At 58.7% G+C, this 24,108-nt stretch carries 29 protein-coding genes; 10 read left to right on the top strand and 19 right to left on the bottom strand.

Going from position 1 to position 24,108, the window contains the following annotated elements; all coding sequences use genetic code 11:
- Position 1: 1 nt before the first annotated feature.
- The 4 genes from AC2FGB_RS05520 to yddG all read left to right on the top strand — a co-directional run bounded on the left by AC2FGB_RS05520 (position 2) and on the right by yddG (position 3,336).
- Positions 2–388, top strand: coding sequence for a hypothetical protein (locus AC2FGB_RS05520; RefSeq protein WP_496689016.1), 387 nt, complete (start codon positions 2–4; stop codon positions 386–388).
- 113 nt (positions 389–501) lie between these two features.
- Complete coding sequence (gene phbB / locus AC2FGB_RS05515) at positions 502–1,224, top strand: acetoacetyl-CoA reductase (RefSeq protein ID WP_271948478.1); 723 nt, start codon at positions 502–504, stop codon at positions 1,222–1,224.
- A 301-nt stretch (positions 1,225–1,525) separates the two neighbouring features.
- Positions 1,526–2,473 (top strand): transcriptional regulator GcvA, encoded by a 948-nt coding sequence (locus tag AC2FGB_RS05510; RefSeq protein ID WP_142635418.1) that lies wholly within the window; start codon positions 1,526–1,528, stop codon positions 2,471–2,473.
- Entirely contained in the window at positions 2,470–3,336 is an 867-nt protein-coding gene (yddG, locus tag AC2FGB_RS05505) for an aromatic amino acid exporter YddG (protein ID WP_496689020.1), read from the top strand. The genes AC2FGB_RS05510 and yddG overlap by 4 nt, the downstream gene beginning before the upstream one ends.
- Here yddG and AC2FGB_RS05500 read toward each other — a convergent pair.
- The 3 genes from AC2FGB_RS05500 to AC2FGB_RS05490 form a co-directional block, all read right to left on the bottom strand.
- Entirely contained in the window at positions 3,333–3,497 is a 165-nt protein-coding gene (locus AC2FGB_RS05500; protein WP_142635414.1) for a YdcH family protein, read from the bottom strand. The genes yddG and AC2FGB_RS05500 overlap by 4 nt on opposite strands.
- 121 nt (positions 3,498–3,618) lie before the next feature.
- Positions 3,619–4,392 (bottom strand): tRNA1(Val) (adenine(37)-N6)-methyltransferase, encoded by a 774-nt coding sequence (locus tag AC2FGB_RS05495; protein ID WP_496689021.1) that lies wholly within the window; start codon positions 4,390–4,392, stop codon positions 3,619–3,621.
- Positions 4,389–4,604 (bottom strand): putative signal transducing protein, encoded by a 216-nt coding sequence (locus tag AC2FGB_RS05490; protein WP_142635410.1) that lies wholly within the window; start codon positions 4,602–4,604, stop codon positions 4,389–4,391. Before AC2FGB_RS05490 ends, AC2FGB_RS05495 begins: the two co-directional genes overlap by 4 nt.
- 56 nt (positions 4,605–4,660) lie before the next feature.
- Here AC2FGB_RS05490 and AC2FGB_RS05485 point away from each other — a divergent pair, with 56 nt between their 5' ends.
- Positions 4,661–5,659, top strand: coding sequence for a polyprenyl synthetase family protein (locus AC2FGB_RS05485; protein WP_496693562.1), 999 nt, complete (start codon positions 4,661–4,663; stop codon positions 5,657–5,659).
- On the opposite strand, the gene AC2FGB_RS05480 is transcribed toward AC2FGB_RS05485, so the two are convergent.
- From AC2FGB_RS05480 to soxR, 4 genes are all read right to left on the bottom strand, one after another.
- The gene (locus AC2FGB_RS05480) at positions 5,652–6,473 is read right to left on the bottom strand and encodes a 4-(cytidine 5'-diphospho)-2-C-methyl-D-erythritol kinase (protein ID WP_496693561.1); all 822 of its coding nucleotides are present in this window, start codon (positions 6,471–6,473) and stop codon (positions 5,652–5,654) included. The two genes, AC2FGB_RS05485 and AC2FGB_RS05480, sit on opposite strands and share 8 nt — an antisense overlap.
- A complete protein-coding gene (locus AC2FGB_RS05475) occupies positions 6,463–8,271 on the bottom strand; it encodes a tetratricopeptide repeat protein (protein ID WP_496693560.1) in 1,809 nt (602 codons plus the stop codon). The genes AC2FGB_RS05480 and AC2FGB_RS05475 overlap by 11 nt, the downstream gene beginning before the upstream one ends.
- Before the next feature lie 7 nt (positions 8,272–8,278).
- Positions 8,279–9,925 carry an electron transfer flavoprotein-ubiquinone oxidoreductase gene (locus AC2FGB_RS05470; protein ID WP_281972570.1) on the bottom strand — a complete coding sequence of 549 codons (1,647 nt, stop codon included), beginning with the start codon at positions 9,923–9,925 and terminating at the stop codon, positions 8,279–8,281.
- 136 nt (positions 9,926–10,061) lie between these two features.
- Positions 10,062–10,517, bottom strand: a complete 456-nt coding sequence (gene soxR / locus AC2FGB_RS05465; protein WP_142635400.1) for a redox-sensitive transcriptional activator SoxR — start codon at positions 10,515–10,517, stop codon at positions 10,062–10,064.
- Between the two features lie 86 nt (positions 10,518–10,603).
- Between soxR and AC2FGB_RS05460 the strand changes: the two genes are divergently transcribed.
- The 3 genes from AC2FGB_RS05460 to AC2FGB_RS05450 all read left to right on the top strand — a co-directional run bounded on the left by AC2FGB_RS05460 (position 10,604) and on the right by AC2FGB_RS05450 (position 12,703).
- A complete protein-coding gene (locus AC2FGB_RS05460; RefSeq protein WP_142635398.1) occupies positions 10,604–10,984 on the top strand; it encodes a VOC family protein in 381 nt (126 codons plus the stop codon).
- Between the two features lie 238 nt (positions 10,985–11,222).
- Positions 11,223–11,693, top strand: coding sequence for a transcription elongation factor GreA (gene greA / locus AC2FGB_RS05455; RefSeq protein ID WP_142635396.1), 471 nt, complete (start codon positions 11,223–11,225; stop codon positions 11,691–11,693).
- Between the two features lie 17 nt (positions 11,694–11,710).
- A complete protein-coding gene (locus tag AC2FGB_RS05450) occupies positions 11,711–12,703 on the top strand; it encodes a hypothetical protein (RefSeq protein ID WP_142635394.1) in 993 nt (330 codons plus the stop codon).
- Here the strand turns inward: AC2FGB_RS05450 and AC2FGB_RS05445 are convergent.
- Genes AC2FGB_RS05445 through AC2FGB_RS05425 form a run of 5 tightly spaced genes read right to left on the bottom strand, consistent with a single transcriptional unit; the run spans position 12,700 to position 16,562 of the window.
- On the bottom strand, positions 12,700–13,965 hold the full coding sequence (locus AC2FGB_RS05445; RefSeq protein ID WP_496693559.1) for a molybdenum cofactor synthesis domain-containing protein: 1,266 nt from the start codon (positions 13,963–13,965) through the stop codon (positions 12,700–12,702). The genes AC2FGB_RS05450 and AC2FGB_RS05445 overlap by 4 nt on opposite strands.
- A complete protein-coding gene (gene mobB / locus AC2FGB_RS05440; protein ID WP_142635390.1) occupies positions 13,962–14,453 on the bottom strand; it encodes a molybdopterin-guanine dinucleotide biosynthesis protein B in 492 nt (163 codons plus the stop codon). The genes AC2FGB_RS05445 and mobB overlap by 4 nt, the downstream gene beginning before the upstream one ends.
- Positions 14,450–15,094 (bottom strand): molybdenum cofactor guanylyltransferase MobA, encoded by a 645-nt coding sequence (mobA, locus tag AC2FGB_RS05435; protein WP_496676636.1) that lies wholly within the window; start codon positions 15,092–15,094, stop codon positions 14,450–14,452. The genes mobB and mobA overlap by 4 nt, the downstream gene beginning before the upstream one ends.
- On the bottom strand, positions 15,091–15,627 hold the full coding sequence (locus tag AC2FGB_RS05430; protein ID WP_496693558.1) for a hypothetical protein: 537 nt from the start codon (positions 15,625–15,627) through the stop codon (positions 15,091–15,093). Before AC2FGB_RS05430 ends, mobA begins: the two co-directional genes overlap by 4 nt.
- Positions 15,624–16,562, bottom strand: a complete 939-nt coding sequence (locus AC2FGB_RS05425; RefSeq protein WP_496693557.1) for a formate dehydrogenase accessory sulfurtransferase FdhD — start codon at positions 16,560–16,562, stop codon at positions 15,624–15,626. Before AC2FGB_RS05425 ends, AC2FGB_RS05430 begins: the two co-directional genes overlap by 4 nt.
- Between AC2FGB_RS05425 and AC2FGB_RS05420 the strand changes: the two genes are divergently transcribed.
- The gene (locus AC2FGB_RS05420) at positions 16,561–17,271 is read left to right on the top strand and encodes an AzlC family ABC transporter permease (RefSeq protein ID WP_281972575.1); all 711 of its coding nucleotides are present in this window, start codon (positions 16,561–16,563) and stop codon (positions 17,269–17,271) included. The two genes, AC2FGB_RS05425 and AC2FGB_RS05420, sit on opposite strands and share 2 nt — an antisense overlap.
- The gene (locus tag AC2FGB_RS05415; RefSeq protein WP_142635382.1) at positions 17,268–17,600 is read left to right on the top strand and encodes an AzlD domain-containing protein; all 333 of its coding nucleotides are present in this window, start codon (positions 17,268–17,270) and stop codon (positions 17,598–17,600) included. Before AC2FGB_RS05420 ends, AC2FGB_RS05415 begins: the two co-directional genes overlap by 4 nt.
- On the opposite strand, the gene AC2FGB_RS05410 is transcribed toward AC2FGB_RS05415, so the two are convergent.
- The 7 genes from AC2FGB_RS05410 to AC2FGB_RS05380 form a co-directional block, all read right to left on the bottom strand.
- Positions 17,589–18,221 (bottom strand): hypothetical protein, encoded by a 633-nt coding sequence (locus AC2FGB_RS05410; protein WP_142635380.1) that lies wholly within the window; start codon positions 18,219–18,221, stop codon positions 17,589–17,591. The genes AC2FGB_RS05415 and AC2FGB_RS05410 overlap by 12 nt on opposite strands.
- 21 nt (positions 18,222–18,242) lie before the next feature.
- Positions 18,243–18,377 (bottom strand): aa3-type cytochrome c oxidase subunit IV, encoded by a 135-nt coding sequence (locus AC2FGB_RS05405; RefSeq protein ID WP_142635378.1) that lies wholly within the window; start codon positions 18,375–18,377, stop codon positions 18,243–18,245.
- 68 nt (positions 18,378–18,445) lie between these two features.
- Positions 18,446–19,006, bottom strand: a complete 561-nt coding sequence (locus AC2FGB_RS05400) for a hypothetical protein (protein ID WP_142635376.1) — start codon at positions 19,004–19,006, stop codon at positions 18,446–18,448.
- Positions 18,993–20,858 carry a glycerophosphodiester phosphodiesterase family protein gene (locus AC2FGB_RS05395; RefSeq protein WP_271948505.1) on the bottom strand — a complete coding sequence of 622 codons (1,866 nt, stop codon included), beginning with the start codon at positions 20,856–20,858 and terminating at the stop codon, positions 18,993–18,995. The genes AC2FGB_RS05400 and AC2FGB_RS05395 overlap by 14 nt, the downstream gene beginning before the upstream one ends.
- Before the next feature lie 36 nt (positions 20,859–20,894).
- Entirely contained in the window at positions 20,895–21,344 is a 450-nt protein-coding gene (locus AC2FGB_RS05390) for a DUF6173 family protein (protein WP_142635374.1), read from the bottom strand.
- Between the two features lie 5 nt (positions 21,345–21,349).
- Entirely contained in the window at positions 21,350–22,396 is a 1,047-nt protein-coding gene (locus tag AC2FGB_RS05385) for an MBL fold metallo-hydrolase (RefSeq protein ID WP_496693556.1), read from the bottom strand.
- Positions 22,396–24,102 (bottom strand): acyl-CoA dehydrogenase, encoded by a 1,707-nt coding sequence (locus tag AC2FGB_RS05380; RefSeq protein WP_282027238.1) that lies wholly within the window; start codon positions 24,100–24,102, stop codon positions 22,396–22,398. Before AC2FGB_RS05380 ends, AC2FGB_RS05385 begins: the two co-directional genes overlap by 1 nt.
- Positions 24,103–24,108 lie beyond the last annotated feature (6 nt).

Below are 24,108 nucleotides of genomic sequence, written 5' to 3'. Positions count from 1 at the left end.
AATGCCTTCTCGGCCCACTCTTATTTCGGCCCTTGTGATTTGCTTTGCAGGGGCCGCAGACGCACAGAACCGTCAACCGCTTTCGACCAGCCTGACGGAGTGCAGCGTCATCTTTACAGAGCTGGCCGAGCTGAGAGCACGCCGGAACAAGGACCAAACAACCACAGACGCCGCGCTTGCCAGCGCGGCGTTATTCGTTGTGGAAGCTCGTGATCAGGCCGCAATGGAAGGCATTAAGAACCCCTACAAACACATCCAGTCCGCGCAGGTTCGATTGTCCGAGACATGGCACGTTCGCTTTGGCAATTTGGCTCTGCTGAAGGAAAATAGGGACTGGATCGACTATTGCCGTGCATTGGGTAAAGATCGTGGCCTCACACTACCCTGAGGCGAAACCAAAAACCCCAGCGCTGCGGCAACTTGCCTGCGCAATATTGTTGCGCTGGCTGGTTCGGAATAGTAACAGCATTACCAAGACGACATAAATTGGAGGATTCCTAAATGGCACGAACAGCACTCGTCACCGGCGGTTCCCGCGGCATTGGCGCAGCAATTTCCAAGGCGCTTAAGGCCGAAGGGTACAATGTTGCAGCCACCTACGCGGGGAACGACGAAGCCGCCGCGAATTTCACCGACGAGACCGGAATCGCCACCTACAAATGGAACGTTGCGGATTATGACGAATCCAAAGCGGGCATCGAAAAGGTCGAAGCCGAGATTGGCCCGATCGACATCGTTGTTGCCAATGCCGGCATCACCAAGGACGCCCCATTCCACAAAATGACACCCGAGCAGTGGCATCAGGTGATCGACACCAACCTGACCGGCGTATTCAACACCGTTCACCCGGTTTGGCCTGGCATGCGTGAGCGCAAGTTTGGCCGTGTCATCGTCATCAGCTCGATCAACGGTCAAAAGGGTCAGTTCGCTCAGGTGAACTATGCCGCCACCAAGGCGGGCGATCTGGGAATCGTGAAGTCGCTGGCGCAGGAAGGCGCGCGCGCGGGCATCACCGCCAACGCTATCTGCCCTGGCTATATCGCAACCGAAATGGTCATGGCTGTCCCCGAGAAGGTTCGTGATTCCATTATCAGCCAGATTCCGGCGGGCCGACTGGGCGAACCGGAAGAGATCGCACGCTGCGTTGCTTTCCTGGCCTCTGAAGACTCGCAATTCATCAACGGATCGACTATCTCGGCCAATGGTGCTCAGTTCTTCGCCTAAGTTGGCTGTCAAAATGCAAGCGGGCCGGTTCTAAGCAGAACCGGCCCTTCTTTTATCCCGTAAGACCGCGCGCGCTGCGATCAGCGGGAACCGAAAATCCACTTCAACACATTCAGAACCGCTTTGCCCCGCGCCTCATGCGCGCGCAGAATCGCCGATTGTGCAGCTGGATTTGTTGTCATCTCAATCATGGCAGCCTCTCAGTTCAAAACAGTTTTCCTTGACTTATGAGCAATATGAACTCTAGTTGACAAAGCCGCAAACGAGCTTTTTTGAACATTCAGTTAAGAATTTCTATACTATGAGCGACTACCTGCCGCCCTTGACCGCTTTGCGTGCCTTTGATGCCGCCGCCCGGCACATGTCTTTTGCCAAAGCCGCGGCAGAGCTGCATGTAACGCCTGCGGCCCTGTCCTTTCAGATCAAATCCCTTGAGGAGCATTTGGGCCGCCCTCTGTTTCACCGCCTGAACCGCGCGGTGGAGCTGACAGAGGCTGGGCGCACCCTGGCCCCGGGCGCCGCGGATGGATTTGCCACGTTACAAGCCGCATGGCGCGCCGTGAGCAGACAGGGTGACGACACTAGCCTGACCGTCACAGCGGGCCCTGCCCTGACGGCCAAATGGCTGGCGCCCCGCCTGTACGAATTTGCCCGCGCACATCCCGAAATAGATCTGAAATTCTCGGCCACGTTACGCATCATCGACCTTGAACGGGATGATGTGGATGTGGCCATCCGATTTGGCGAAGGTGCGGATAAGGGGCTGTATTCCGTGCCAGTGCGCCGGGAATGGCTGACGCCGGTCATGACGCCCGAGCTCGCCCGCCAGTTCACCACGCCGGAAAGCCTGCGGGATGCACCGTTGATCCATGACGCCTCGATCCGCTTTCTGACCCCACCCAGTGATTGGCCCGCCTGGTTCAGGGCCGTGGGCATCGCACATACCCCGACCCATGGTGCCGAGTTTTCGAACGCCGATCACGCAATTGACGCGGCTGTTGCTGGCGTTGGCGTCGCGCTTGGCCGCCGGGCCATGATCCTGAAAGATCTGACCGAAGGCACGCTGGTCGCACCTTTCAAGACCGCCATCGAAACAAAGGGGCGCTTTCGCTTCCTGTGCCTCTCGGGGGCCGAGAACCGCCCTCAGATTGCGGCGTTTCGGGATTGGTTTCTGGCCGAGATTGAAAAGACCGCACATATATCCGATGAGTTCGACATCATTCCAGTCGAGGACCTGTCAGCCGCATGACCCGAAACCGCGCCACTACTATCGGTTTTGTCGCCGTTTTACTCTGGTCCCTTCTGGCCCTGTTCACCGTCGGCTCAGCCCCCGTTCCTGCGCTTTTGCTGAATACGATCTGTTTCTCGATCGGGGGGACGCTGGGGCTGATCTGGACCTGGGTCAATGGCGGGCTGGGGCAGCTGCGGACCGTGCGTTGGACCACCTATCTGTTTGGCACCATCGGGTTGTTTGGCTATCACGCACTCTACTTCTCGGCCCTGCGCATGGCCCCTGCAGCCGAGGCCGGGCTGATTGCCTATCTCTGGCCCCTGTTGATTGTGCTGTTCTCAGGCTTGCTACCGGGCGAGCATCTGCGTGCAGGGCACCTGATCGGAGCCTGCCTGGGCTTTGCTGGGGCGGCTGTGATCATCGCCGGGGGTGGTGGCGCAGGATTTCAGGCCAGCCACCTACCCGGTTACGGGCTGGCGCTGCTGTGTGCTCTGACCTGGTCGGGCTATTCCGTTATGTCCCGTCGTCTTGGGGATACGCCCACAAGCTCTGTCGCTGTGTTCTGCATCTTTACCGCCATCGCCTCGGGTGGTCTGCATCTAGCCATCGAAGAAACCGTTTGGCCGGACACGGCCTTTGGCTGGGCCTCGATCGCGGCACTTGGGCTGGGGCCTGTTGGTCTGGCGTTCTATGTCTGGGATATCGGGGTCAAACAAGGCGACATTCAGATTCTTGGCACCGCGTCTTATGCAGCGCCCCTGTTGTCTACCGTCGTTTTGGTGGTTGCCGGGATCGCAGCCCCATCCTGGGGCCTGGCAATCGCAGCCGTCCTGGTCACCGGCGGCGCGGCCATCGCCGCGCGCGCCAGCCTTAAAAGTTAACTGGAAAGTCGCTCTATCTCTTCCTTAAGCCTTAGCTTCTGTTTCTTGAGTTGAGCGATATGGAGATCGTCGATGCCTGGCGCGCGCTGGGCTTGTTCTACTTCGAGACCGAGAGTTTCGTGCTTCTTCTTCAGTTCCGTCAGATGTGCGCTCACGCTCATGGCGATACTCCTTCATTGGTGTCTCTGAATAACGTAGGAAGTTGAGCACATCGTTTCCAGCCTGTCACGCTGCAGACGCACAGATTCTATAATAAATCTGACAAATTCGGCTGGTTGGCGCCTATTGATCCGAAAACCCGTTCAGCGCAGCACCGTCGCGCAAAACGGACGATATCTGAGAGGTATAGCTTTCGCCGTCTTTTTCGTGGCGCACACCCTTGTGCAAAATCAGCGGGGCATGCAGTTGAAACGCAGCCCGACCGCCTTTTCTGGCCCTAATGATCACCAATTCAGCCTTCCGACCTGCCCGCGCGGCCAGAGGCAGAACCTCGACTGAGCCAAGCCGCCCCGCACAGGCTGACAGCATGTCGGGTAACCGATCGGCCTTTTGGATCATGTGCAGATAGCCCCGCGGTGCAAGGCGCTTTGCCGCACAATCGAACCAATCGCGCAACGGTGTATCCTCGCCCAAGGCAATTCCGCGACCCGAGTCCGCCGCAGGGCTGTGGGCACCGGCCAAGTAATAGGGCGGATTCGCAATCACATGATCGAACTGCTGTTGTTTCAGTTCAGCGGGCAGTTTGCTCAGATCGGCCTGCACCACTGTCAGCGCCTGCGCATTCTGATCCGCGTTGCGGGTGGCCAGATCGGCATAGGGCGATTGCAGCTCAACACCCGTGGCGTTCAATCCCGGCACGCGCGCCATCAGGCACAAGATGGCGGCACCAGCGCCACATCCCAGCTCCAGCACGGATTGCCCAGCCTTGGCCGGTACCGCTGCCGCCAGCAAGACAGGATCGACCCCGGCGCGATAGCCGGACAGGGGCTGCCAAAGCCGAACGCGCCCATTCAGAAAGTCGTTCAAACTTAGCTCTGGGTCAGTGAATTGCGTCATCGGCCCAGCGGGATCTCGTTGTCGCGCATCACCCGTTCAGCGCGGGTCAAATCATCGGTCCGCACCATAAGGCGCCGGGGGAAAATACCAATGCCGCCTTCTAGGATGCTCATATTTACGTCCATCTGAAAGCAGTCTATATCCTCGCCCTGAAGAAGGGCGGATGCAAAGGCCAGGATCGTCGGATCGGTGCTGCGCAAAAGTTCTTTCATGGGGATGGATGTAAGGGCAAGGTGAGGCGGAAGTCGAGCCTTGTATCAGGAGTGTGATGAACATCAGCACAGTCTCAAAACCGCATGAGCGGCTGGCCGAGATTCTTTCGGGTGAAATGGACGCGGTCAATGACCTGATACGCACGCGCATGGCCTCAGAACACGCGCCTCGCATTCCCGAAGTCACCGCACATTTGGTCGAAGCGGGTGGCAAGCGCCTGCGTCCGATGCTGACACTGGCCGCGGCGCGGCTGTTCGACTATGCTGGCGACCATCATTTGCGTCTGGCGGCAACGGTTGAGTTCATCCACACCGCGACCCTGTTGCATGACGATGTTGTCGACGAAAGCGCACAAAGGCGCGGACGGCCAACAGCGAATCTGCTTTGGGATAACAAATCCAGCGTTCTGGTTGGGGATTACCTGTTCTCACGCAGCTTCCAGCTTATGGTCGAGACCGGGTCTCTTAGGGTTCTGGACATCCTTGCCAATGCGTCTGCCACGATCGCCGAGGGCGAAGTGCTTCAGATGACTGCTGCAACCGATCTGGGCACGGATGAGGCCATCTATCTTCAGGTTGTGCGCGGCAAGACCGCAGCCTTGTTCTCAGCCGCAACCGAGGTGGGCGGGGTCATCGCCCAAGCGTCAGAAGCCCAGGTCAAGGCGCTCTTCGATTATGGCGATGCGCTGGGGATTGCCTTCCAGATCGCTGATGACCTGCTGGATTATCAGGGCGACAGCAAAGCGACCGGCAAGAATGTCGGCGACGACTTCCGCGAGCGTAAGCTGACGCTGCCGGTGATCAAGGCCGTGGCGCAGGCCACGCCTGAAGAACGCGCGTTTTGGCAGCGCACCATAGGTAAGGGTCGTCAGGAAAGCGGTGATCTCGAAACCGCTCTTGGTCTTATGGGCAAATACGGTACGCTTGCTGCGACGCGCAAAGATGCGCTTGGCTGGGCCAATAAGGCCAAGGCGTCGCTGACCATCCTGCCCGAACATGAGATCCGCACCCTGCTGAGCGATTTGGCAGACTTCGTTGTCGCGCGCCTTAGTTAAGCTGAACCGCACGGCACCACCAGTCGGGATGGGCTGCTCCAATCTCATAGGCGGCGAAATGGGCAGCTTTCATCGTCGGATACAGCGCGAAACAGGTCGATCCTGACCCCGACATGCGCGCCAACAACGCCGCTTTTGTATCGCTCAGCGCATCCAGCACCTGCGCGACTTCGGGGGCCAGCAATGTGGTTGGATCTTCCAGGTCGTTTCGCTGTTTCCCCAGCCATTCGGCACAATCCTGAGGCCCCTCAAATACCGGGATATCCTCTGCCATGGGCGGGTTTTCCCTGCATTGCAAAGCCGCGAAAATAGCAGGGGTTGGAACCTCTACGCCCGGGTTGACCAACAAGGCCGGTAGATGCGGGAGCGTGACTGGGTCCAAACGTTCTCCGATGCCGCGCATACGGCTGGGACTGGCCGCCGTGCAAACAGGAACATCCGCCCCTAGGCGCAGCGCAGTTCCCGGCGGGACGTGCCCACCCTGGCCCTCGATCATCCGCAAAGTTGCGGCGGCATCGGAAGAACCGCCACCGATCCCGCCTCCATGCGGCAGCACTTTGTTCAGGTCAATATGCCCAGTCCAGCCTGCAGCCTCGGCGGCTTTCCACACCAGATTGCGACTATCGCTTGGCACACCCGCCGTATGTTCGCCGGTGACAGAGATCGACAGCGCCTCACCTGCGGTGAAATGCAGCGTATCGCCCAGATCGGCGAACACCACGAGCGAATCCAACAGGTGATAGCCGTCCACGCGCTGGCCGGTGACGTGCAAGGTAAGGTTGATCTTGGCGGGCGCGAAAGCCTTAGCCTTCATTGGCGACCTTCAGCGGCGCGGCACCTTCTTCGATCAGAACCTCGTCCAGCCCGACCTCGATCTTGCGGCGAATACGCTCGGGGTCGGCCTCACCATCGGCGTCTTCGAGGTCAATGAAAGACAATGCCCGCTTCCACTGGAACTCGGCTTCGCGTGCGCGGCCCACGGCCCAGTAAACGTCACCCAGGTGATCATTCACCACTGGGTCTACCGGCATCAGCTCGACGGCACGCTCCATATGCTCGACCGCCTCTTCATAGCGGCCCAGTCGAAACAGAACCCATCCCAAGCTGTCGACGATATAGCCGCTACCAGGGCGTGCGGCGACGGCGCGTTCGATCATGCCAAGCGCTTCGTCCAGATTTTCGCGCCGTTCTACAAGCGAATAACCCAGATAATTCAGGACCTGCGGTTGGTCGGGGTTAAGTTCTAGCGCACGGCGGAAATCGGCCTCAGCATTGTCCCACTGCTTTAGTCGCTCGTACGAGATACCACGGGCGTAGTGCAGGAACCAGTTGCCGCCACCATCAGCATCAATCAATTCAATCGCTGTGCTATAGGTTTCGACAGCCGCAGCATAGTTTTCTTCACGTCTTTGCAAATCAGCCAGCGCCACGTGAACACTTGGCAGATCCGGTCTCTGCGTCGCAAGGGTCTGCAAGACTTCTTCCGCCGCATCGGTTTTGCCTGCCGTGACAAGCACCTCGGCCCGGCCCAGTTCAGCAGCGTGATAGTCACTGCTGCTCGTGGGCACTTTGCGATAGGCCTCGACGGCAAGATCGTATTGCTCCAACTCGTCCAAAAGTTCGGCACTCAACAAGATTGCGTCCACGTGATCCGGGCGCAGAAAGGCTGCGACCTGCGCATAAAGCAGGACGTAATTCTCAGCCGCCTCACTGCTGAGCGCGGCTCCCACGGAAAAGAACACTTCTGCGATACCGTCCTGCGATGTGCGGACATGAGTAAAGGGCAGCGTTTCGCCAGCGCTCAGACGCGATTCGTACCCTTCAATCGAGGGATCAGAGCCGGACTCGAACACGTCATCCAGAAACTGCAGCGCATCCTCATTGCGGTCCAGCTGCGACAGAACCTCGGTCCGTGCCAGCGCTGCGCGGCGGGTAAATCGCGCCACAACACCGTTATCGGCCGCAAAGACTGCCTCGGCGCCTTCAAAGTCTCCGACCGAGGCCAGTGCCAAAGCTTTGTGGTAAAGCGCGAACTCGCGCAGACCTTCCTGCGCTGCAACTTGGTCAAACTGCTCCAGCGCGCTGGTCATCGCGCCCTGGCCCATATGGGCCCAGCCCAATATTAACCCGTCAACCAGCGGCCCGACACCTTGCGTTTCGGGGTCGCGGGCCAGCAGTTCATCCAGCTTGCCTTCAGCCACCAGATTAGCGGCAATCGCCATTTTCGCGGGCTGGTTGGGCAGGCCCAACTCTTCGATGGTTTGGGCAATCGGCAAAGCGCGCTTAACCTCGCCCAGCGACAAGCGCGCAACGACGACATTCTCCAGCAACCGGTCGTTTTGAGGATCTGCGCGCAATGCTTGCGCAAAGTATTTCTCAGCCGCCGTATAGTCGTCCTGAAAAATCGCCTGACGCCCGGCAAGATACGCACCGAACCCAGTGTCGGCATAAGCCGGAATGGCGAATGACGTGGTAAACAGCACAGCCAACGCTGTGCGACGAATGAGAAAAGTCACCAAATTCCTGCCTTGCGATTGTCGGTTGCGCAATAAGCTAGGGCTTTGACCAGAAAGAGGCAATGGCAGAGCCTTCACGACGCCGCCATTGCCCATTTTTCGCTTACATATTGGGATAGTTCGGGCCATCCCCTCCCTGCGGCGTGGTCCAGGTGATATTCTGGCTGGGATCTTTGATGTCGCAGGTCTTGCAGTGAACGCAATTCTGAAAGTTGATCACGAATCGCGGGCCATTTTCATCCTCGACCATCTCATACACCCCCGCCGGGCAATAGCGCTGCGCAGGTTCGTCGAATTCGGGCAGATTGACACTGACCGGAATCGCCGGGTCCGAGAGTTTTAGATGGCAAGGCTGACTTTCCTCGTGGTTCGTCATCGCGAACGAGACGTTGGTCAGGCGGTCGAAGGACAGCGTGCCATCCGGCTTTGGATAGTCGATCGGTTTATGTTTACTGGCTTCTTCAGTCGATTCCGCGTCGTTCTTACCGTGGCCCAGAGTGCCAAACAGCGAAAAGCCCAGAGTGTTTGTCCACATGTCCAAACCGCCCAGCGCCAGCGAGGGCATCAGACCCCACTTTGACCACATCGGTTTGACGTTGCGCACTTTCTTGAGGTCTTTGCCGATGGCACCTTCGCGAACATCTGCTTCATAGACATTCAATTCATCGCCCGAACGCTCGGCTTTGATGGCATCAAATGCCGCCTCGGCCGCAGCTTTGCCAGACAGCATCGCGTTGTGGTTGCCCTTGATGCGCGGCACATTGACCATGCCCGCCGAACAGCCCAGCAGCGCCACGCCTGGCGCGACCAGCTTGGGCATCGATTGATATCCACCCTCAGTAATCGCACGAGCGCCATAAGCCACGCGCTTGCCGCCTTTCAGCAGCTCGGCCACCATCGGATGATGCTTAAAGCGCTGGAACTCCATATAGGGGTACAGGTGCGGGTTCTTGTAATTCAGGTGAACCACAAACCCGACATAGACCTGATTGTTTTCCAGGTGATAGATGAACGACCCGCCGCCCGCGTTGCTGCCCAGGGGCCAGCCCATCGTATGGGTGACGGTGCCTTCCTTGTGCTTGGCCGGGTCGATCTCCCAGATCTCTTTCATGCCGACGCCGTATTTCTGGACTTCTTTTCCGGCTTGCAGATCGTATTTCGCGATCACTTCCTTGGACAGCGACCCGCGCACACCTTCGGACAAGAAGACATATTTGCCGTGCAGCTCCATGCCCGGCTCGGTGTTCGGGCCGTAGGAGCCATCGGCCTCAAGGCCGAACACACCGGCAACAACGCCTTTGACTTCACCATTGTCGCCATAGACCAGCTCGGAACAGGCCATGCCAGGGAAGATTTCCACGCCCAGCTCTTCGGCCTGTTCAGCCATCCAGCGGCAGACATTGCCCATCGACACGATATAGTTGCCGTGGTTGTTCATCAGCGGCGGCATCGGGAAGTTCGGAATGCGGATTTTTCCGGCCTCACCCAGCATATAGAAGTTATCTTCGGTAACCGGCGTGTTCAGCGGCGCACCTTTTTCCTTCCAGTCCGGTATCAGCGCATCCAGGCCGCACGGGTCCAGCACCGCACCTGACAAGATATGCGCACCCACCTCCGAGCCCTTTTCCAGAACGACGACGTTCAAATCGGCATCCAGCTGTTTCAGACGGATGGCCGCCGACAGTCCCGCGGGGCCGGCGCCCACGATCACCACGTCATATTCCATCGCTTCGCGTTCAATCTCGGCCATTGCGGGCTCCTTCGCTAACTTTCCGAATTGGCGCATCTAACGCACGGTCGGCGCAATTTTGTTTCACGGCTGATTACATGCTGGGAAAGCCACAGGTCAATCGAAACACGGCGTAACTATGCCGCTATGCGGCAGATCACGTGTCCGGAGTGTCACCCATCAGGTATCTGGGGCCACTTCCCTTGGATTTGGCACGGTCATCAGGATTGTAAAGAGCACATTTGGGCAAACTAAGGCACCCACAGCCAATGCATCCGTCCAGATTGTCACGCAGGCGCATCAACGTATCGATTCGCTGATCCAAATGCGACCGCAGATCCTTGCTGATGTTTTTCCAATCCTGCGGCGTTGGTGTACGATTTCCGGGCAAGCCGGACAGGACTTCTCGGATTTCGGGCAGGGTTAATCCGAATTGCTGCGCTATCATCACAAAACTCAACCGTCTTATGTCGGCGCGCTGATATCGCCGCTGCCCACCCGCGTTGCGCCATGGGGCGATCAGACCCTGCGCCTCGTAATATCGGATCGCTGAAACCGCCAGCCCGGTGCGCTGGGCCAAAGCGCCTATTGCCAGCCCCTCTGAAATCGCCATCTCGCCCTCAAAAAATTCCTTGACCTAAAGTTAGGTTTAGAAATTACGGTGAGTCGGGACAAGCCTCAAATTGAATAGGAGATCCCATGATGGCGACACTTGAACACACCAATTTCACTGTCCGCGACCCGCAGGCTTCGGCAAAATGGATGCAGGACGTCTTCGGTTGGAAAACCCGCTGGGAAGGCCCTGCAATCGCGGGTGGCTATACCGTGCATGTCGGTAGCGCACATACCTACCTGGCGCTTTATGCACCCAGCGATCCCAAACCCTCGGGTGAAAGCAGCTATGACATCATCGGGGGGCTGAATCATGTCGGCGTTCTGGTCGAAGACATCGACGCAACCGAAGACAAGGTGGTCAAAGCAGGTTTCACCCCCAAGTCGCATGCAGATTACGAGCCCGGCAGGCGGTTCTATTTCGATGATGAGAACGGCATCGAGTTTGAGGTGGTGCAATATGCTTGAAACACTCTGGATGGCCTCAACCACCTGGAAATGGCAGCGCGGTCAGCTGTTTGGACAGCGTAACAGGTGCCCACGGCGCACAATCCAACGGCGTTAAGTCGCAAATCCAGCTTGCTGTCTTCTTTGACCTCTTGCATTTCACGCATCATTTGGGTCAGGTATTTGCCAACCCATCAAATCGCCCCGACGCTGGTTCCATGCGGCGGGGCGTTACAATTTCAGCGTGGACGACAAGAATATGGAAAAAATTCCCATGACGCCTGCGGGCAATGCTGCGCTTCAGGCCGAACTCAAGAACCTAAAATCCGTCGAGCGGCCAGCTATTATCGAAGCCATCGCCTCGGCCAGGGAACTGGGTGACCTGAAAGAAAACGCCGAATATCATTCGGCCCGGGAAAAGCAGGGTTTTATCGAAGGCCGCATCAAAGAGTTGGAAGGCATTCTTTCACTGACCGATGTGATCGACCCTGCCAAACTGTCTGGTGCTATCAAATTTGGCGCCAAGGTCACGCTTGTTGACGAAGACACTGACGAGGAAAAGACCTGGCAGATTGTAGGGGAATATGAGGCCAATATCGAAGCCGGCCTGCTGAACATCAAATCCCCTATTGCCCGCGCCCTGATTGGAAAGGACGAAGGCGACAGTGTCGAGGTACGCACACCTGGCGGCGTACGTTCTTATGAAGTCCTGAGTATCACCTACGCCTGAGCCCCGGAGCGTTCACAATGTCCGAGCCCACGCCAGAGCAGGAAGCCAATCGGCCAACCTCACTGGGCATATATGATAGGCCAACCAAGCCTTCGATAACCGAGATCGAAATTGCAGCCGTCGCCCTCAGCGTGATCTGGCTGATCGTCTCGGTTGTTTTTCTGGTGCTGCCCGACGAGGTCGACGGCGGAGGCTTTGTCGTGACCTTACTGGCGGTCTTTATGCCGGTAGCGATGATCTGGGTCGCGGCAATGGCCATGCGCGCCAGCCGGATCATGCGCGAGGAAAGCGCACGACTACAAACCTCGATTGACGCCATCCGAAACGCATATATCGCTCAGCAACAGCGATCTTCCAGCACCTATGAGCCAGCCGTATCCAAAAAGCTGGATCAGATCGCGGAAACGGCCAAGAAAGCCGAAAGCGCGCTGGCCACGTTTTCAACCAAGCGCAGGGAACCCGCACAGCAACCGACAGCCGTGGGGAACGGCGATCAGACTTCGCTGGAACTGGGTACACAAGCTGGGGATATCGTGCCCCCGCTTGGCACCGACATCTTTATCCGTGCGCTGAATTTTCCGGAAACACAGGAAGATACCGAAGGCTTTGATGCCCTACGGCTGGCGCTCAAGGACCGCAAGACAGCCAAGCTTGTACAGGCCTCTCAGGACGTGCTGACCCTGCTCAGCCAAGAGGGCATCTATATGGATGACCTGCGCCCTGACATGGCCCGCCCCGAGATCTGGCGGCAATTTGCGCAGGGTGGGCGCGGACGGGCTGTCGCGGCCTTGGGCGGCATTCGCGACCGCTCCTCGCTGGCGCTGACTTCGGCCCGGATGAAGCAGGATCCCATTTTCCGGGACGCCGCCCATCACTTTCTACGCAGGTTCGATCACATGATCATCGAGTTTGAACCCCGTGCCAGTGATGCAGAGCTGACCGCTTTGGGTGATACAAGAACCGCGCGGGCCTTCATGTTGCTGGGGCGTGTGGCCGGAACCTTCGACTAGATTCCGAAACTTCCATAGGGGATGAACCGGACAAGATCACCCGGTTGGATGTGGCGCGCTCCGTCTTCGATCTCGACCAGCCCTTCGGCCCAGCTGAGCCCGCTGATCCGCCCGGACCCTTCCGAAGTGAAAACTTCGGCTTTTCCGTCTCGGATGCGGGCCCGCAGATATTCCCGCCGCCCGGGTTTCTTGCGCTTATCAAAGGCGGCTGGCAGATCGAACCCCTGCGGGTCCCGCCAGCCCTCGCCAGCCATCAGGCCCAGCGCCGGGCGGGCAAAGATTAGGGTGCAGACCAATGCCGCTACTGGATTGCCGGGCAGTCCGAAAACCGGCACTCCGTCCCAAATCCCCAAAGCCAGAGGTCGCCCCGGTTTCAGGGCAATACGCCATTCCTGCATCGCTCCGGCCTGCCGCAACAGCGCGGAGACATGGTCTTCGTCCCCTGCCGACGCGCCGCCGCTAGTCAGAACAACATCCGCCTCTTTCGCAGCTTCGTTCAGCCGCTCGCGCAGGGTTTCACGATCATCGGCAACGCGGCCCATATCCAGTGGCTGGAATCCCATCCGCTGGATCAGAGCCAGCAACATTGGGCGATTGGCATCGTAGATTTGCCCTGGCTCAGCAACCTCGCCGGCCTCGACTAGCTCATCCCCCGTTGACAGGACGGCCACCCGCAGAGCTTTGCGAACCAGCAGATCACCAGCACCCGTCGCGGAGAGAAGAGCCAGATCGGCAGGTGTCATCCGGCGTCCAGCGGGCAAAGCCAGATCACCTCCAACCACATCTTCGCCCGCATTGCGGGTATTGGCACCCTGTTTCAGGGGGCCGCGAAAGGCGATATGCCCGTCCTGAACTGTCACGTCCTCTTCCAGAATAACGGTGTCCACCCCAACGGGCAGGGCCGCACCAGTCAGAATCCGTATGGCGTGGCCGGGCGCAAGCTGACCATCAAAGGGAACACCAGCCGCAGCACGCCCGTCTTGCAGCGGCATCACCTGAGGCCCATCCGGAACCGGACCGGCAAAGCCATAGCCATCTACCGCCGTATTTGCCTGCGGCGGGTTCGAACGTTGGGCATATACATCGGCGGCCAAAATCCGACCTGCGGCTTGTGCCAACGGAACGGTTTCAGCCCCCATCACGACCGAAAGGCGGTCGCGCAGCAGGGCCAACGCTTCGTCAACCGGCGTCCAGCTCACGCCCGCAGGCAAGGCAAAACAATCGTTGCGCAAGGGCGGTGGGGCAATGTCCGGTTTGCTCATAATCCTACCTCTTGCAGAATGAACCCTGCGATGGCTGCGGTGTCGTCCAGATCAAAAACCGGACGGTCGAAGTTCAGCTCTGTGTCACTGGCAACCGCGCGCACAGTTTCGTTCTCGGCCGCAATCAACGGATTTCCTGCGGCCACCCGATACGCCTCGACCTTGGGGTGGGCTTCGCGTTTGAACCCCTCGATCAGCACAAGATCAACCGGAGCCAAGCGTGCCAGCAGATCAGAGAGAGGCGGCTCGGGTGCGCCGCGCAGTTCCTGCATCATCGCAATGCGCTTGCCGGACGCCAACAGCACCTCGGACGCACCGGCTTCTCGATGGCGGAAACTGTCCGTGCCGGGCTGGTCGACATCGGCGGCGTGATGGGCATGTTTGACGGTCGAAACCGAAAAGCCACGCGCGGTGATCTCGGCCACCAAACGCTCCATCAGGCCGGTCTTGCCCGCGTTTTTCCAGCCGGTGACGCCATAGACCTTCATGCCTGCTCCAGCAGCTTTTGCGCACGCGCCAGATCGTCGGGCGTGTTGACATTGAAGAAGGGGTCAAACGGCTCAGCCGGAAACAACGCCTCACGCCCATCATGTTTATCGGTCCACAGCACAACCTTGCGCAGCCCGTCATTCAAGGCGCCCCGCAAATCATCTCGCAACGCGACAGGCCAGAGGCCAAATGTCGGATGCCGGTTGACCCGTTTGCCGCCGCCGGATTTCAGTGCTTCATCCCCGTTTCGAGGCGTAGTCGCCAGCACCAGCGGATGGGTTTGCCCTTGAGCAGCATCCATTAGGCGCGCCACAAGATCGCGCGGAAAAAACGGCGTGTCGGCAGCGGCGGTGACGATACTGTCGGCCCCCTGTTCTGCTGCCCAATCGAGCCCCGCCAGCACACCCGCCAGAGGCCCGGCGAAACCTTCAATCGTGTCGGGAAGAACCGGCAGGTTGAGGTCGGCGAACCGTTCGGGATCACCATTGGCATTCAGCGCCAGACCGACCACCTGCGGGCCAAACCGGTCAATGACATGAGACAGCAGGCTCTGCCCACCGACTGTCAGCAAGCCTTTGTCGCCACCACCCATCCGAGTGGCAAGGCCTCCTGCGAGGATGATGCCGAGAGGGCGGGTCATTTGATCTCCTCAGGCGCGGGCCATTTCCTGAATTTCTGGGTGGGCAGGAAAAGCAATGGACAGACGGCCAATCCGAATGCTGTAAACCAAATAATTGCAGGCCACCCCGTCAATTCGGCCGCCTTGTAACTCAGGCTATAGTGGGCTGGCAAAAACACTAAGACGGCCCCAACAGCAAAGATAAGACCAAAACAGCACCGATACGTGCGCACCGCCTTTCTGACCTCATCTGGTATCCCGGCAAACTCTGGCAGACCGTGCATCAAAACCCGCTGAAGCACGAGTGCTTGTTTTTGAGACAACTCCCCCCATGCCTGCCAACCAAGCCGAAAGGGGGCAGCGATGTTCCAAATGCTGATGTATTCCTCTGGCGCCCACCCCAGACGGTTACGCAGGTTGACGTCCAATTGCGCCATACCCTCAATGATCGCGCGTTTCGACCGCTCAAGGAGCCAGAACACATAGACCATCATTGGCAGCAAGCCCAATGTCGCGACGAATAAAATAGATAAACCAAAGACTTCCAAAATCATTCCGCACTCTTCCGTCTATGCTTTCTATCTTCGACCGCCACTGTCGACGGGTCGACGTCGCGCACCAACCGGTCCTCGCCCGCAAGACACACGAACCGCTGCCCCCGCATGCGGCCGATCAGGGTCAGGCCAACCTCACGCGCGATTTCGACACCCCAGGCGGTGAAGCCTGACCGTGACGCCAGCACCGGGATGCCCATCATCGCGGTCTTGATCACCATTTCCGAGGTCAAACGACCTGTGGTGTAGAGGATCTTATCTTCGGCCCCTACACTTTCGGACAGCATCCAGCCTGCAATCTTGTCGACCGCGTTGTGGCGGCCCACGTCCTCCATATAGACCAACGGCCGGTTTTCCCGACACAGGACCGTGCCGTGAATTGCACCAGCCTCAAGATACAATGAAGGGGTTCGGTTGATTTTGGCTGCCAGATCATACAGCCATGAGGTGCGGACCTGAACCTGCGGCAGGCGCACGTCCTCCAGCCCTTCCATCATGTCACCAAACACAGTGCCGACCGCGCAGCCGCTGGTCCGGGTCTTTTTCTTCAGCTTGTCCTCATATGAGGTTTCGCGCGCGGTGCGCACCACCACGGTTTCCAGATCGTCATCGTAATCCACGCCGGTAATGTCATCATCGGCTAACAGCATCCCCTGATTGCGCAGGAACCCCAGCGCCAGATATTCAGGGTAATCGCCGATTGTCATTGCAGTCACGATTTCCTGCGCGTTGAGGAAAATCGTCAGGGGGCGTTCCTCGACAACCGAGATCCGGCTGACCGCGCCATTCTGGTCGATGCCTTCGACCGCACGGGTCAGGCGGACCGCGCCAGGATCAGGGGCGATGATGTAGTCGGTGGCATCCGGTTTCGTGGCCAATTGCAACCCTTTCCCAAGATCGCTACTGCTGTTGGCGATACCATAGGAATTTGCCATGGCTTACACCACATCCAAGTCATACTTCTGGAAGGGTTTTCGTGATGGAGCGCCGTTTATCTTTGTGGCAATTCCGTTCGGCACCCTTTTCGGCGTATTTGCGACCGAGGCTGGGCTGGATATTGTCCAGACAATCGCCTTTTCGGCGGCTGTCTTTGCCGGGGCGGCCCAGTTCACTGCCCTGCAGCTGTTGCAGGACAACACACCCAGCCTGATCGTTCTGGCATCGGCCCTGGCGGTTAACCTACGCGTGGCAATGTATTCGGCCTCACTGACACCTTATCTTGGGGCGGCCCCCCTGTGGCAGCGGGCCTGCGCCGCTTATCTGACGGTCGATCAGTCCTATGCCTGCTCCATTGTACAGTTCGAAAAAGAGCCGGATATGACCGTGCCGCAGCGCATGGCCTATTTCTTTGGCTCGGTCACACCGATCACGCCGCTTTGGATTTTGGCAACTTATCTGGGCGCAGTTTTGGGCGCACAGATTCCAGAAAGCTGGGCGCTGGATTTTGCACTTCCGATCACATTCCTGGCAATGATCGGGCCGATGATGAGGACGCTTGCCCATGTCATCGCCGCCTTAGTCGCCATAACCGTCGCTCTGTTGACCGTAGGCGTGCCGTTCAACCTAGGCCTGCTGATCGCCGGGACCGCCGGGATGATCGCAGGGGCGCAGGCCGAATTGATGTTAGAGCGGAATAGGCCATGACACAGATTGATCCGGTGACCATGTGGAGCATTATCGTTGGCTTGGCGATTGGCAGCTTTGCCCTACGCTTTACCTTTATCGGCATCGTCGGAGACCGCCCGATGCCACCCTGGTTGTTACGCCACCTGCGCTATACCGCCGTTGCCATCGTCCCGGCCCTGATTGCGCCGCTGGTGGTCTGGCCAACCGCAACGGATGGTCAGCCCGACGTGCCGCGCATGGCCGCCGCAGCGGTTGCTTTGGCGGTTGGTGTCATCACAAAAAACGTGGTCATTGCCATCTTTGCCGGGGCGGGCACGCTCTATGGCTTGCTATACCTATTGGGTTGAAGCCGCTTCCAACTGGTTCAGGCGCGCATTGTTCGAGGCCAAACCGGCCTGCAGGTCAGCATCGTCATTCTCACGGTACTCGGTGGTCACGACGCCGGGGAATTCACCGAATTGATCGGACAGCTTGACCGGGTAGAAGGTCGTATTGATCTGCTCGAAACCCGGCACCTGCTGCAATAGCTGCGAGGTCGAGTTGGCGCAGAACGCTTCGGATACAGGGCCCATCTGCTTGGCCAGTTGCAGGGCAATTTCGGCCTGCTGTGGTGTCACCTGAATCGTCTGGATACGCGCATAATGCGTTTCGCGTGCGTGGCTGCTGCGATAAGCGCGTTCGACATTCGGCGTGATGCCATACAGAACATCGTTTCGGATCGGCACCACATCGGCGCGAAACGAGCCTGCGGGGTCAAAGATCACCCTTTCGCTGCCGCTTATCATCAGCGAGGTATGCGCCCCCGAACCGGTCCGGGTGCTGATCATGGTATAGAGCGTCAGTGTTGATGGCCCCGGATCACGATAGGAACGGGCCACAACTTCGGTCTGATCGGCCTGCGGACGCTGCGAACCGGCACAGCCAGCCACTGTTGCTGCCAGCAGGCAGGCAATCACAAATCTGATCACGGCGGTCAGCCTCGCCCGGGATTAAGCGGCGAAAACCGCCAGAAACAGGCAAAGGAAAGCAATCGCCACCACGCACCATGTGGTCGCTTTTACGAAACCGTTGAAGGTTTTGGTTTGAACGGTGATGTCCATTTCGCCGTGCTTATGTTCAGCCATGATTTTCAGAATCCTAATTCGCGTGTTTGATACGTTGGATAATCGAAAATCCCGGGCCTGTCACCACGTCATTCGGGCGCAGGTGACACGGAATCAAAGACCGAACACCCGCGATATCCGAACCCCCACCGCCAGGGCAGACCCGAACAGGGCGCCCCGCCCAATCGCACCGCGCCATACATGGCCTCGGCGGTTATGGCATGGGCGGATCGTATCTGATCCGAAGTCATGTCATAGCGTTCGGCGTAAATTTCGGCGTTCTCATCCCCGTGTTGCCGCACGCAGGCTCTCAGGCTGTCATCGGCTGACAGGCGCGCGTCATAACTGTCTTCGGGGCGCAGGCCTCCGCCCGCGTGGTGATAGGCCCGGTCATGGCTGACACAGCAACTCTCCCATGGGGGATGCGCCTCGAACAGGGCCTGAAAGCTGGGAAACGTGTCGGCCACAAAGCGCCAACTGGCTGACAACCCGCCCGAGCAGCCATCCGTTTCAAATGGCGTCAATTCCGCAGCGCCCCGCTGTGCGATCAGCGCGCGATGGGCGGGCATCTCAAGACTGCGCATAAAGTCCTGCGCCCCGACTGGCGCCGCGATCAGCGCCAGAGAAACGGCCAGATTACGGGCTTTCATCGCGCATCGCATCGGTATCAACGGCCATGCCGAGCACCGTTGCCAGCCACAGCATCAGACGTTCTGCCGGCCCCATTTCAGCGCGGATACGCAAGACTTCTTTGGCCATTGCCGGTCGGTCCGTGATCAGCCCATCCACCCCCATCGAGGCCATGGCCGACATTTGCAACGGGTCATTCACCGTCCAGACATAGATATCCTTGCCCGCGGCCTGCACCGAACGTACCAGCCCCGGCGTGGCCATGGCGGCGTTGACAGCCACAAAATCCCCTTCGAGACCCGACAGATCGCCAACAGCGGTTGCCGCCAAAACCCCCGCGCGCCAATCGGGACGCAGAGCCTTCATCTTTTGCACGGCAGGGTATTTCAGCGACATGGTAGCGATGTCATCCTGCATGCCGAATTCCTCGACCAAGGCCGCAACGCGGTTTTCCAGATCGACGTCATGACCGTAATATTTCAACTCGATGATCACCTTGGCCCTGTCTTTGGCCGCAGCCAGCACGTCGCGCAGCGTTGGCGTGCGTTCATCGGCATATTCCGGGTCATACCAACTGCCGATATCGATCTCGGCCACGTCTTCCATCGTGGCATCCCAGACCTTCAGGTTCACCCCGGCCAGCTTCATGAAATCGCTATCATGGGCGACGATTATCTCATCATCCGCCGTTTCCTGCACGTCGATTTCAACCCAGTCCGCCCCGTCCTCAATCGCCTTCAGAACCGAGGCCATGGTGTTTTCCGGCCGTAACGCAGCGGCACCACGGTGGCCGATCACCTCGGCCCTGTCAGGGGCCTGAACGCGTTCCAGCAGGGATTGACCGAACCAGAGCCCGACCAATACCGCCACCGCCGCAATGCCAACAGCACTCAGCAGACCAATGCGCAGATTGCCTGGCGCGGGATGTGGTGGTTCAGAGGTCCGGATCTCGAAAAAACCGTCCAGCAAAACCGCAAGTGCTCCCAGCGCTGTGGCTGCCAAAACCAGCCCAGCCAACGACCAGAGCCCGGCGACCAGAAGGCTGTAGACTAGCGCCAGCCGAAGATGCTCTGCCCCCTGCAGGGGCACCAACGCGAATAATGATCCCGCGCCCCAAGCGATCAGCGCGGCAAGAACTGCCCTCAGCCCCAGCCAGAACACCAGTGCGATCTTGAGCCGCCCGCGCTTGCCCTCCATCCGATCCGCGCTGACCTGGAAAGCATCAGCCGGTGGCAGGTTTTCGAACAGAACCAGATGCAGTCCCAGCGCCCATGCGGACAGCTTGCGGATCAGCACCCATGCCATGACCAGCACCACAACTCCGATCAGCGCAACGGCGATCCAGAAAGATGGCGGATGGAAGGTCAGGTAATAGTTGATGTCATACTCGGTCAGCGTCCACCAGGCGATCAGAGCAGCGATAGCGGCGAAAGGCAGGATCAACAGGATGATCCGCAGAACCAGGCGTGCAGCAAATCCAAACAGCGCAGGCAGCCGCGACAGGATCAACTTGATCGCCGCGCTCCCCGCGCGCCACGGATCGCTTTCACCCATCCTCAGCGACCCGGCCATGACCGAGAAGACAAAGACCTCGGCCAGCAGGAACAGGCTGAGCATTGCGATTGCGACCGCAAACCCCAGCGGAGACAGGATGAACGCGGCAATATCCTGATCCGTCAGGGCGGTCTGGCTGGAGAGCGAAACTGCTAGGTTCACCGCAATCGCCACGCCCGGCGCAATCAGCGCAATCAGCAACAGGCGCACGGCGACATAGATCGGCACAAAGACCCGGCGGCGTGCCCACGCGCCCTTGTATGCTTTTGTAACGGCAGAGAAAGTGGCCACGTTGCGCCCCCCAAATGATTGATTCATTCAAGGCTGCGCAGACGTGAATTGCAAGTCAGGCTATCAGTTTTCTTCGAGATCAGCCGCCAGCCGGAATCCGATGCGATTGGCGGGCTTATCCTCGACCGATTTGGGCAGCGCTCGCAGCATTACATTCAACTGGCTGACATGCTGCACGAGTTGGGTTCGCGCCCCGGACCCATCTGCGCCGTAAAAAGTGATGATATCAGGGTCGAAATAGCCCATTCCTTCGATCCGCATTACCCCGGCATCACCGCCAGTAAATCCCATGGCGACCTCATGATCCGCATCCAGCGTATTCTCGAAATTCTGGATATACAGGATCAACCGTTCATAGGCCCATTGCGCCGAGCTTTTGGTGGCTACGGGCTTTTGCAACTGGCCGGGCAGGTCCTTGGCGCCGGATTTCGCATCCGGGTTGGCATGCACCTCGTAACATCGGGGCAATGCTGCTGATTCCGCTGCCTCGGCTGAGGTTTCGATCTTGTCCATGCCTTCTACCCTTTGCGCTGAAACTCCCACGCCCCGTCCGCGCGCCGCGTTCGGGTAACAGCACCAATGTGGTAGAGATGGTTCAGATGTGCAACTGCTTCGACCAGAGCAAGCCCATACTCTCCTTCACCGATCTGGCGTTTGAACAAGGGCACAAAGCACTCAGCAGCGGTTTTGGGCTGGTCCAGATAATTCTGCAGACGGTCCAGCGCGCTGTGGTGGTTGTCGATCAACTGCCTCATCCTGACCGGCAGGCCGGTAAAGGGCAGTTTGTGCCCGCCCAGCGCCATATGATCCGGGCGCGCCAGGTCTTGCAGGCGCTCGCAGGCTTCCATCCACTCCGCCACGGGATCCGCCATGGGCTCGGTAACATAGACGCCCAGATTGGGGCTGATCGAGCTGAGAACCTGGTCGCCCGTGATCACCAGATTATCGTCACGGCTCCAATAAGTTGCATGTTCGGGAGCGTGGCCATTGCCCATATGAACATCCCAGTCGCGCCCGCCCATACGAATGACGCTGCCCTGCTTGATCCGGGTAAAGCCCAGCGGCATCGGATAGACCGTGTCGCAGAAATTGAAGGGCCGTTCTGTCATCCTTTTGGCAAGGAAATCGGCATCCATCCCGGCGCTTCGGTAGTAATCCAGCGTTTCCTGCGGCCAGTTTTCCTGCACATCCAGCGTCAGCATCCGTGCAAACAGCCATGCAGTACGCGACGTGACCAGCTCGGCCCCGTGTTCAGATTGAAACCAACCAGCATTGCCAACGTGATCGGGATGGTGATGGGTCACCACCACGCGCGTCACGGGTTTGCCCCCCAGCGGTCCCGCCATCAGGTCCGCCCAAATACGGCGCGTCTTGTTCGAGGACATGCCAGTGTCGATCACCGTCCATCCGTCGCCATCATCCAGCGCATAGATATTGACGTGATCCAGCGCCATAGGCAGCGGCAACCGCATCCAAAGCACGCCTTCGGCAATTTCAACGGCTTCACCCAGGGTCGGAGCCTCGGGCCAAGGATAGCGGATCGTCAAATGTGTATCACCGTCCATCAGGCAGCTACCATTTCCTCGGCGCTGAGAGCAAAGACGTCATCCGCACCGTTCTGCGCCTGAACCAAAAGCCCCGAAAACTCAGGCAACAGCGCATTGATATAAAAGCGTGCCAGCTTGAAACGGGTGCCGTTTGGCTCGGCCAGGGCCGCCTTGAGGTGATAGTGACCGCCCAGAACGCGGGCGAATGCCTTCAGATAGGGCACGGCGCCGGCAAATCGCGTGTTCATGTCGGGCTGCGATATCAGCCACTCGGTCGTTTCACGCAGGCTTTCCGTGGCCTCCCAGACAGGACCCGCCAGTTCCGGCATTGACCCACGCGCGCGTTCGGCGTGATCCTCGATTTCGTCCAGCAAACGGGACGCCGCTTCGCCGCCATCCATCATCTTGCGTGCGACAAGGTCCATGGCCTGAATGCCGTTGGTGCCCTCGTAAATCGCGGTCACACGGACGTCGCGATAGAACTGTGCCGCGCCGGTCTCCTCGATAAAGCCCATACCGCCATGGACCTGCACGCCTTCTTCAGAAACCCGCATACCGGTTTCGGTACCGAAGGCCTTGTTTATCGGCGTCAACAAGGCCGCGCGCGAAACCCAGTCCGCGTCGCCTGTTGCATTGGCCATATCAATCGCGGCTGCGTTTGCAAGCATGATCGCGCGCGCAGCAAAAGTATCCGCACGCATACTCATCAGCATCCGGCGTACATCGGCGTGATCGAGGATTGTGCCCGAAGGTGTCTTGCCTTGCTTCCGCTCAAGCGCATATTCCAGGGCCTGCTGATAGGCGCCTTCGGCGGCACCGATACCCTGTCCGCCGACGCCCAGTCGCGCGTTGTTCATCATGGTGAACATCGCAGCCATTCCGCCATGTTCCTTACCCACAAGCCAACCTTTGGCGCCATCATACTGCATCACGCAAGTTGGCGAACCATGCAGGCCCATCTTGTGCTCGAGCGAAACCACTTTCAGGTCATTTGCCACACCTGGATTGCCATTCTCGTCCGGCAGGTGCTTGGGGACCAGAAACAGCGATATTCCCTTGGTTCCGGGAACTGCATCGGGCAGGCGTGCCAACACCAGATGGCACACGTTTTCAGCAAAATCGTTGTCACCCCAGGAAATGAAGATCTTCTGACCAGACACCGAATAAGTGCCATCTCCATTCGGTTCTGCCTTCGACGTCAGCGCACCCACATCCGATCCCGCCTGCGGCTCGGTCAGGTTCATCGTGCCCGACCATTCACCAGCGATCATTTTGGGCAGGTACAGGTTCTTCAGCTCATCACTTGCGTGGTGCTCCAGTGCTTCGATCTGGCCCTGCGTCATCAGCGGCGCCAGTTGCAGTGACAGGCAGGCCGCAGACATCATCTCGTTGACGGCAGTGGTCAAGGTCATCGGCAGCCCCATACCGCCATATTCGGGATCAGCGCTCATGCCGATCCAGCCCCCCTCAGCTATAGCGTTCCAACCGTCGCTAAATCCTGGCGAGGTACGCAACACGCCGTTTTCCAGACGCGCGGGCTCTAGGTCTCCGTTCCGCTGAAGCGGCGCCATGACCTCTTCGCAGAGTTTTCCAGCCTCGGTCAGGATGGCGCTGACGACGTCTTCGCTTGCTTCCGCGAACTTGTCGGTCGCTGCAATACGATCAAAATCAACCGCATGGCGGAACAGAAATTCGTAATCTGCAACTGGTGCGCGATAGGGCATAATATT

Source organism: Ruegeria sp. CDSC021, assembly GCF_059610845.1.
This window is presented reverse-complemented; position numbering and strand designations above follow the sequence as displayed.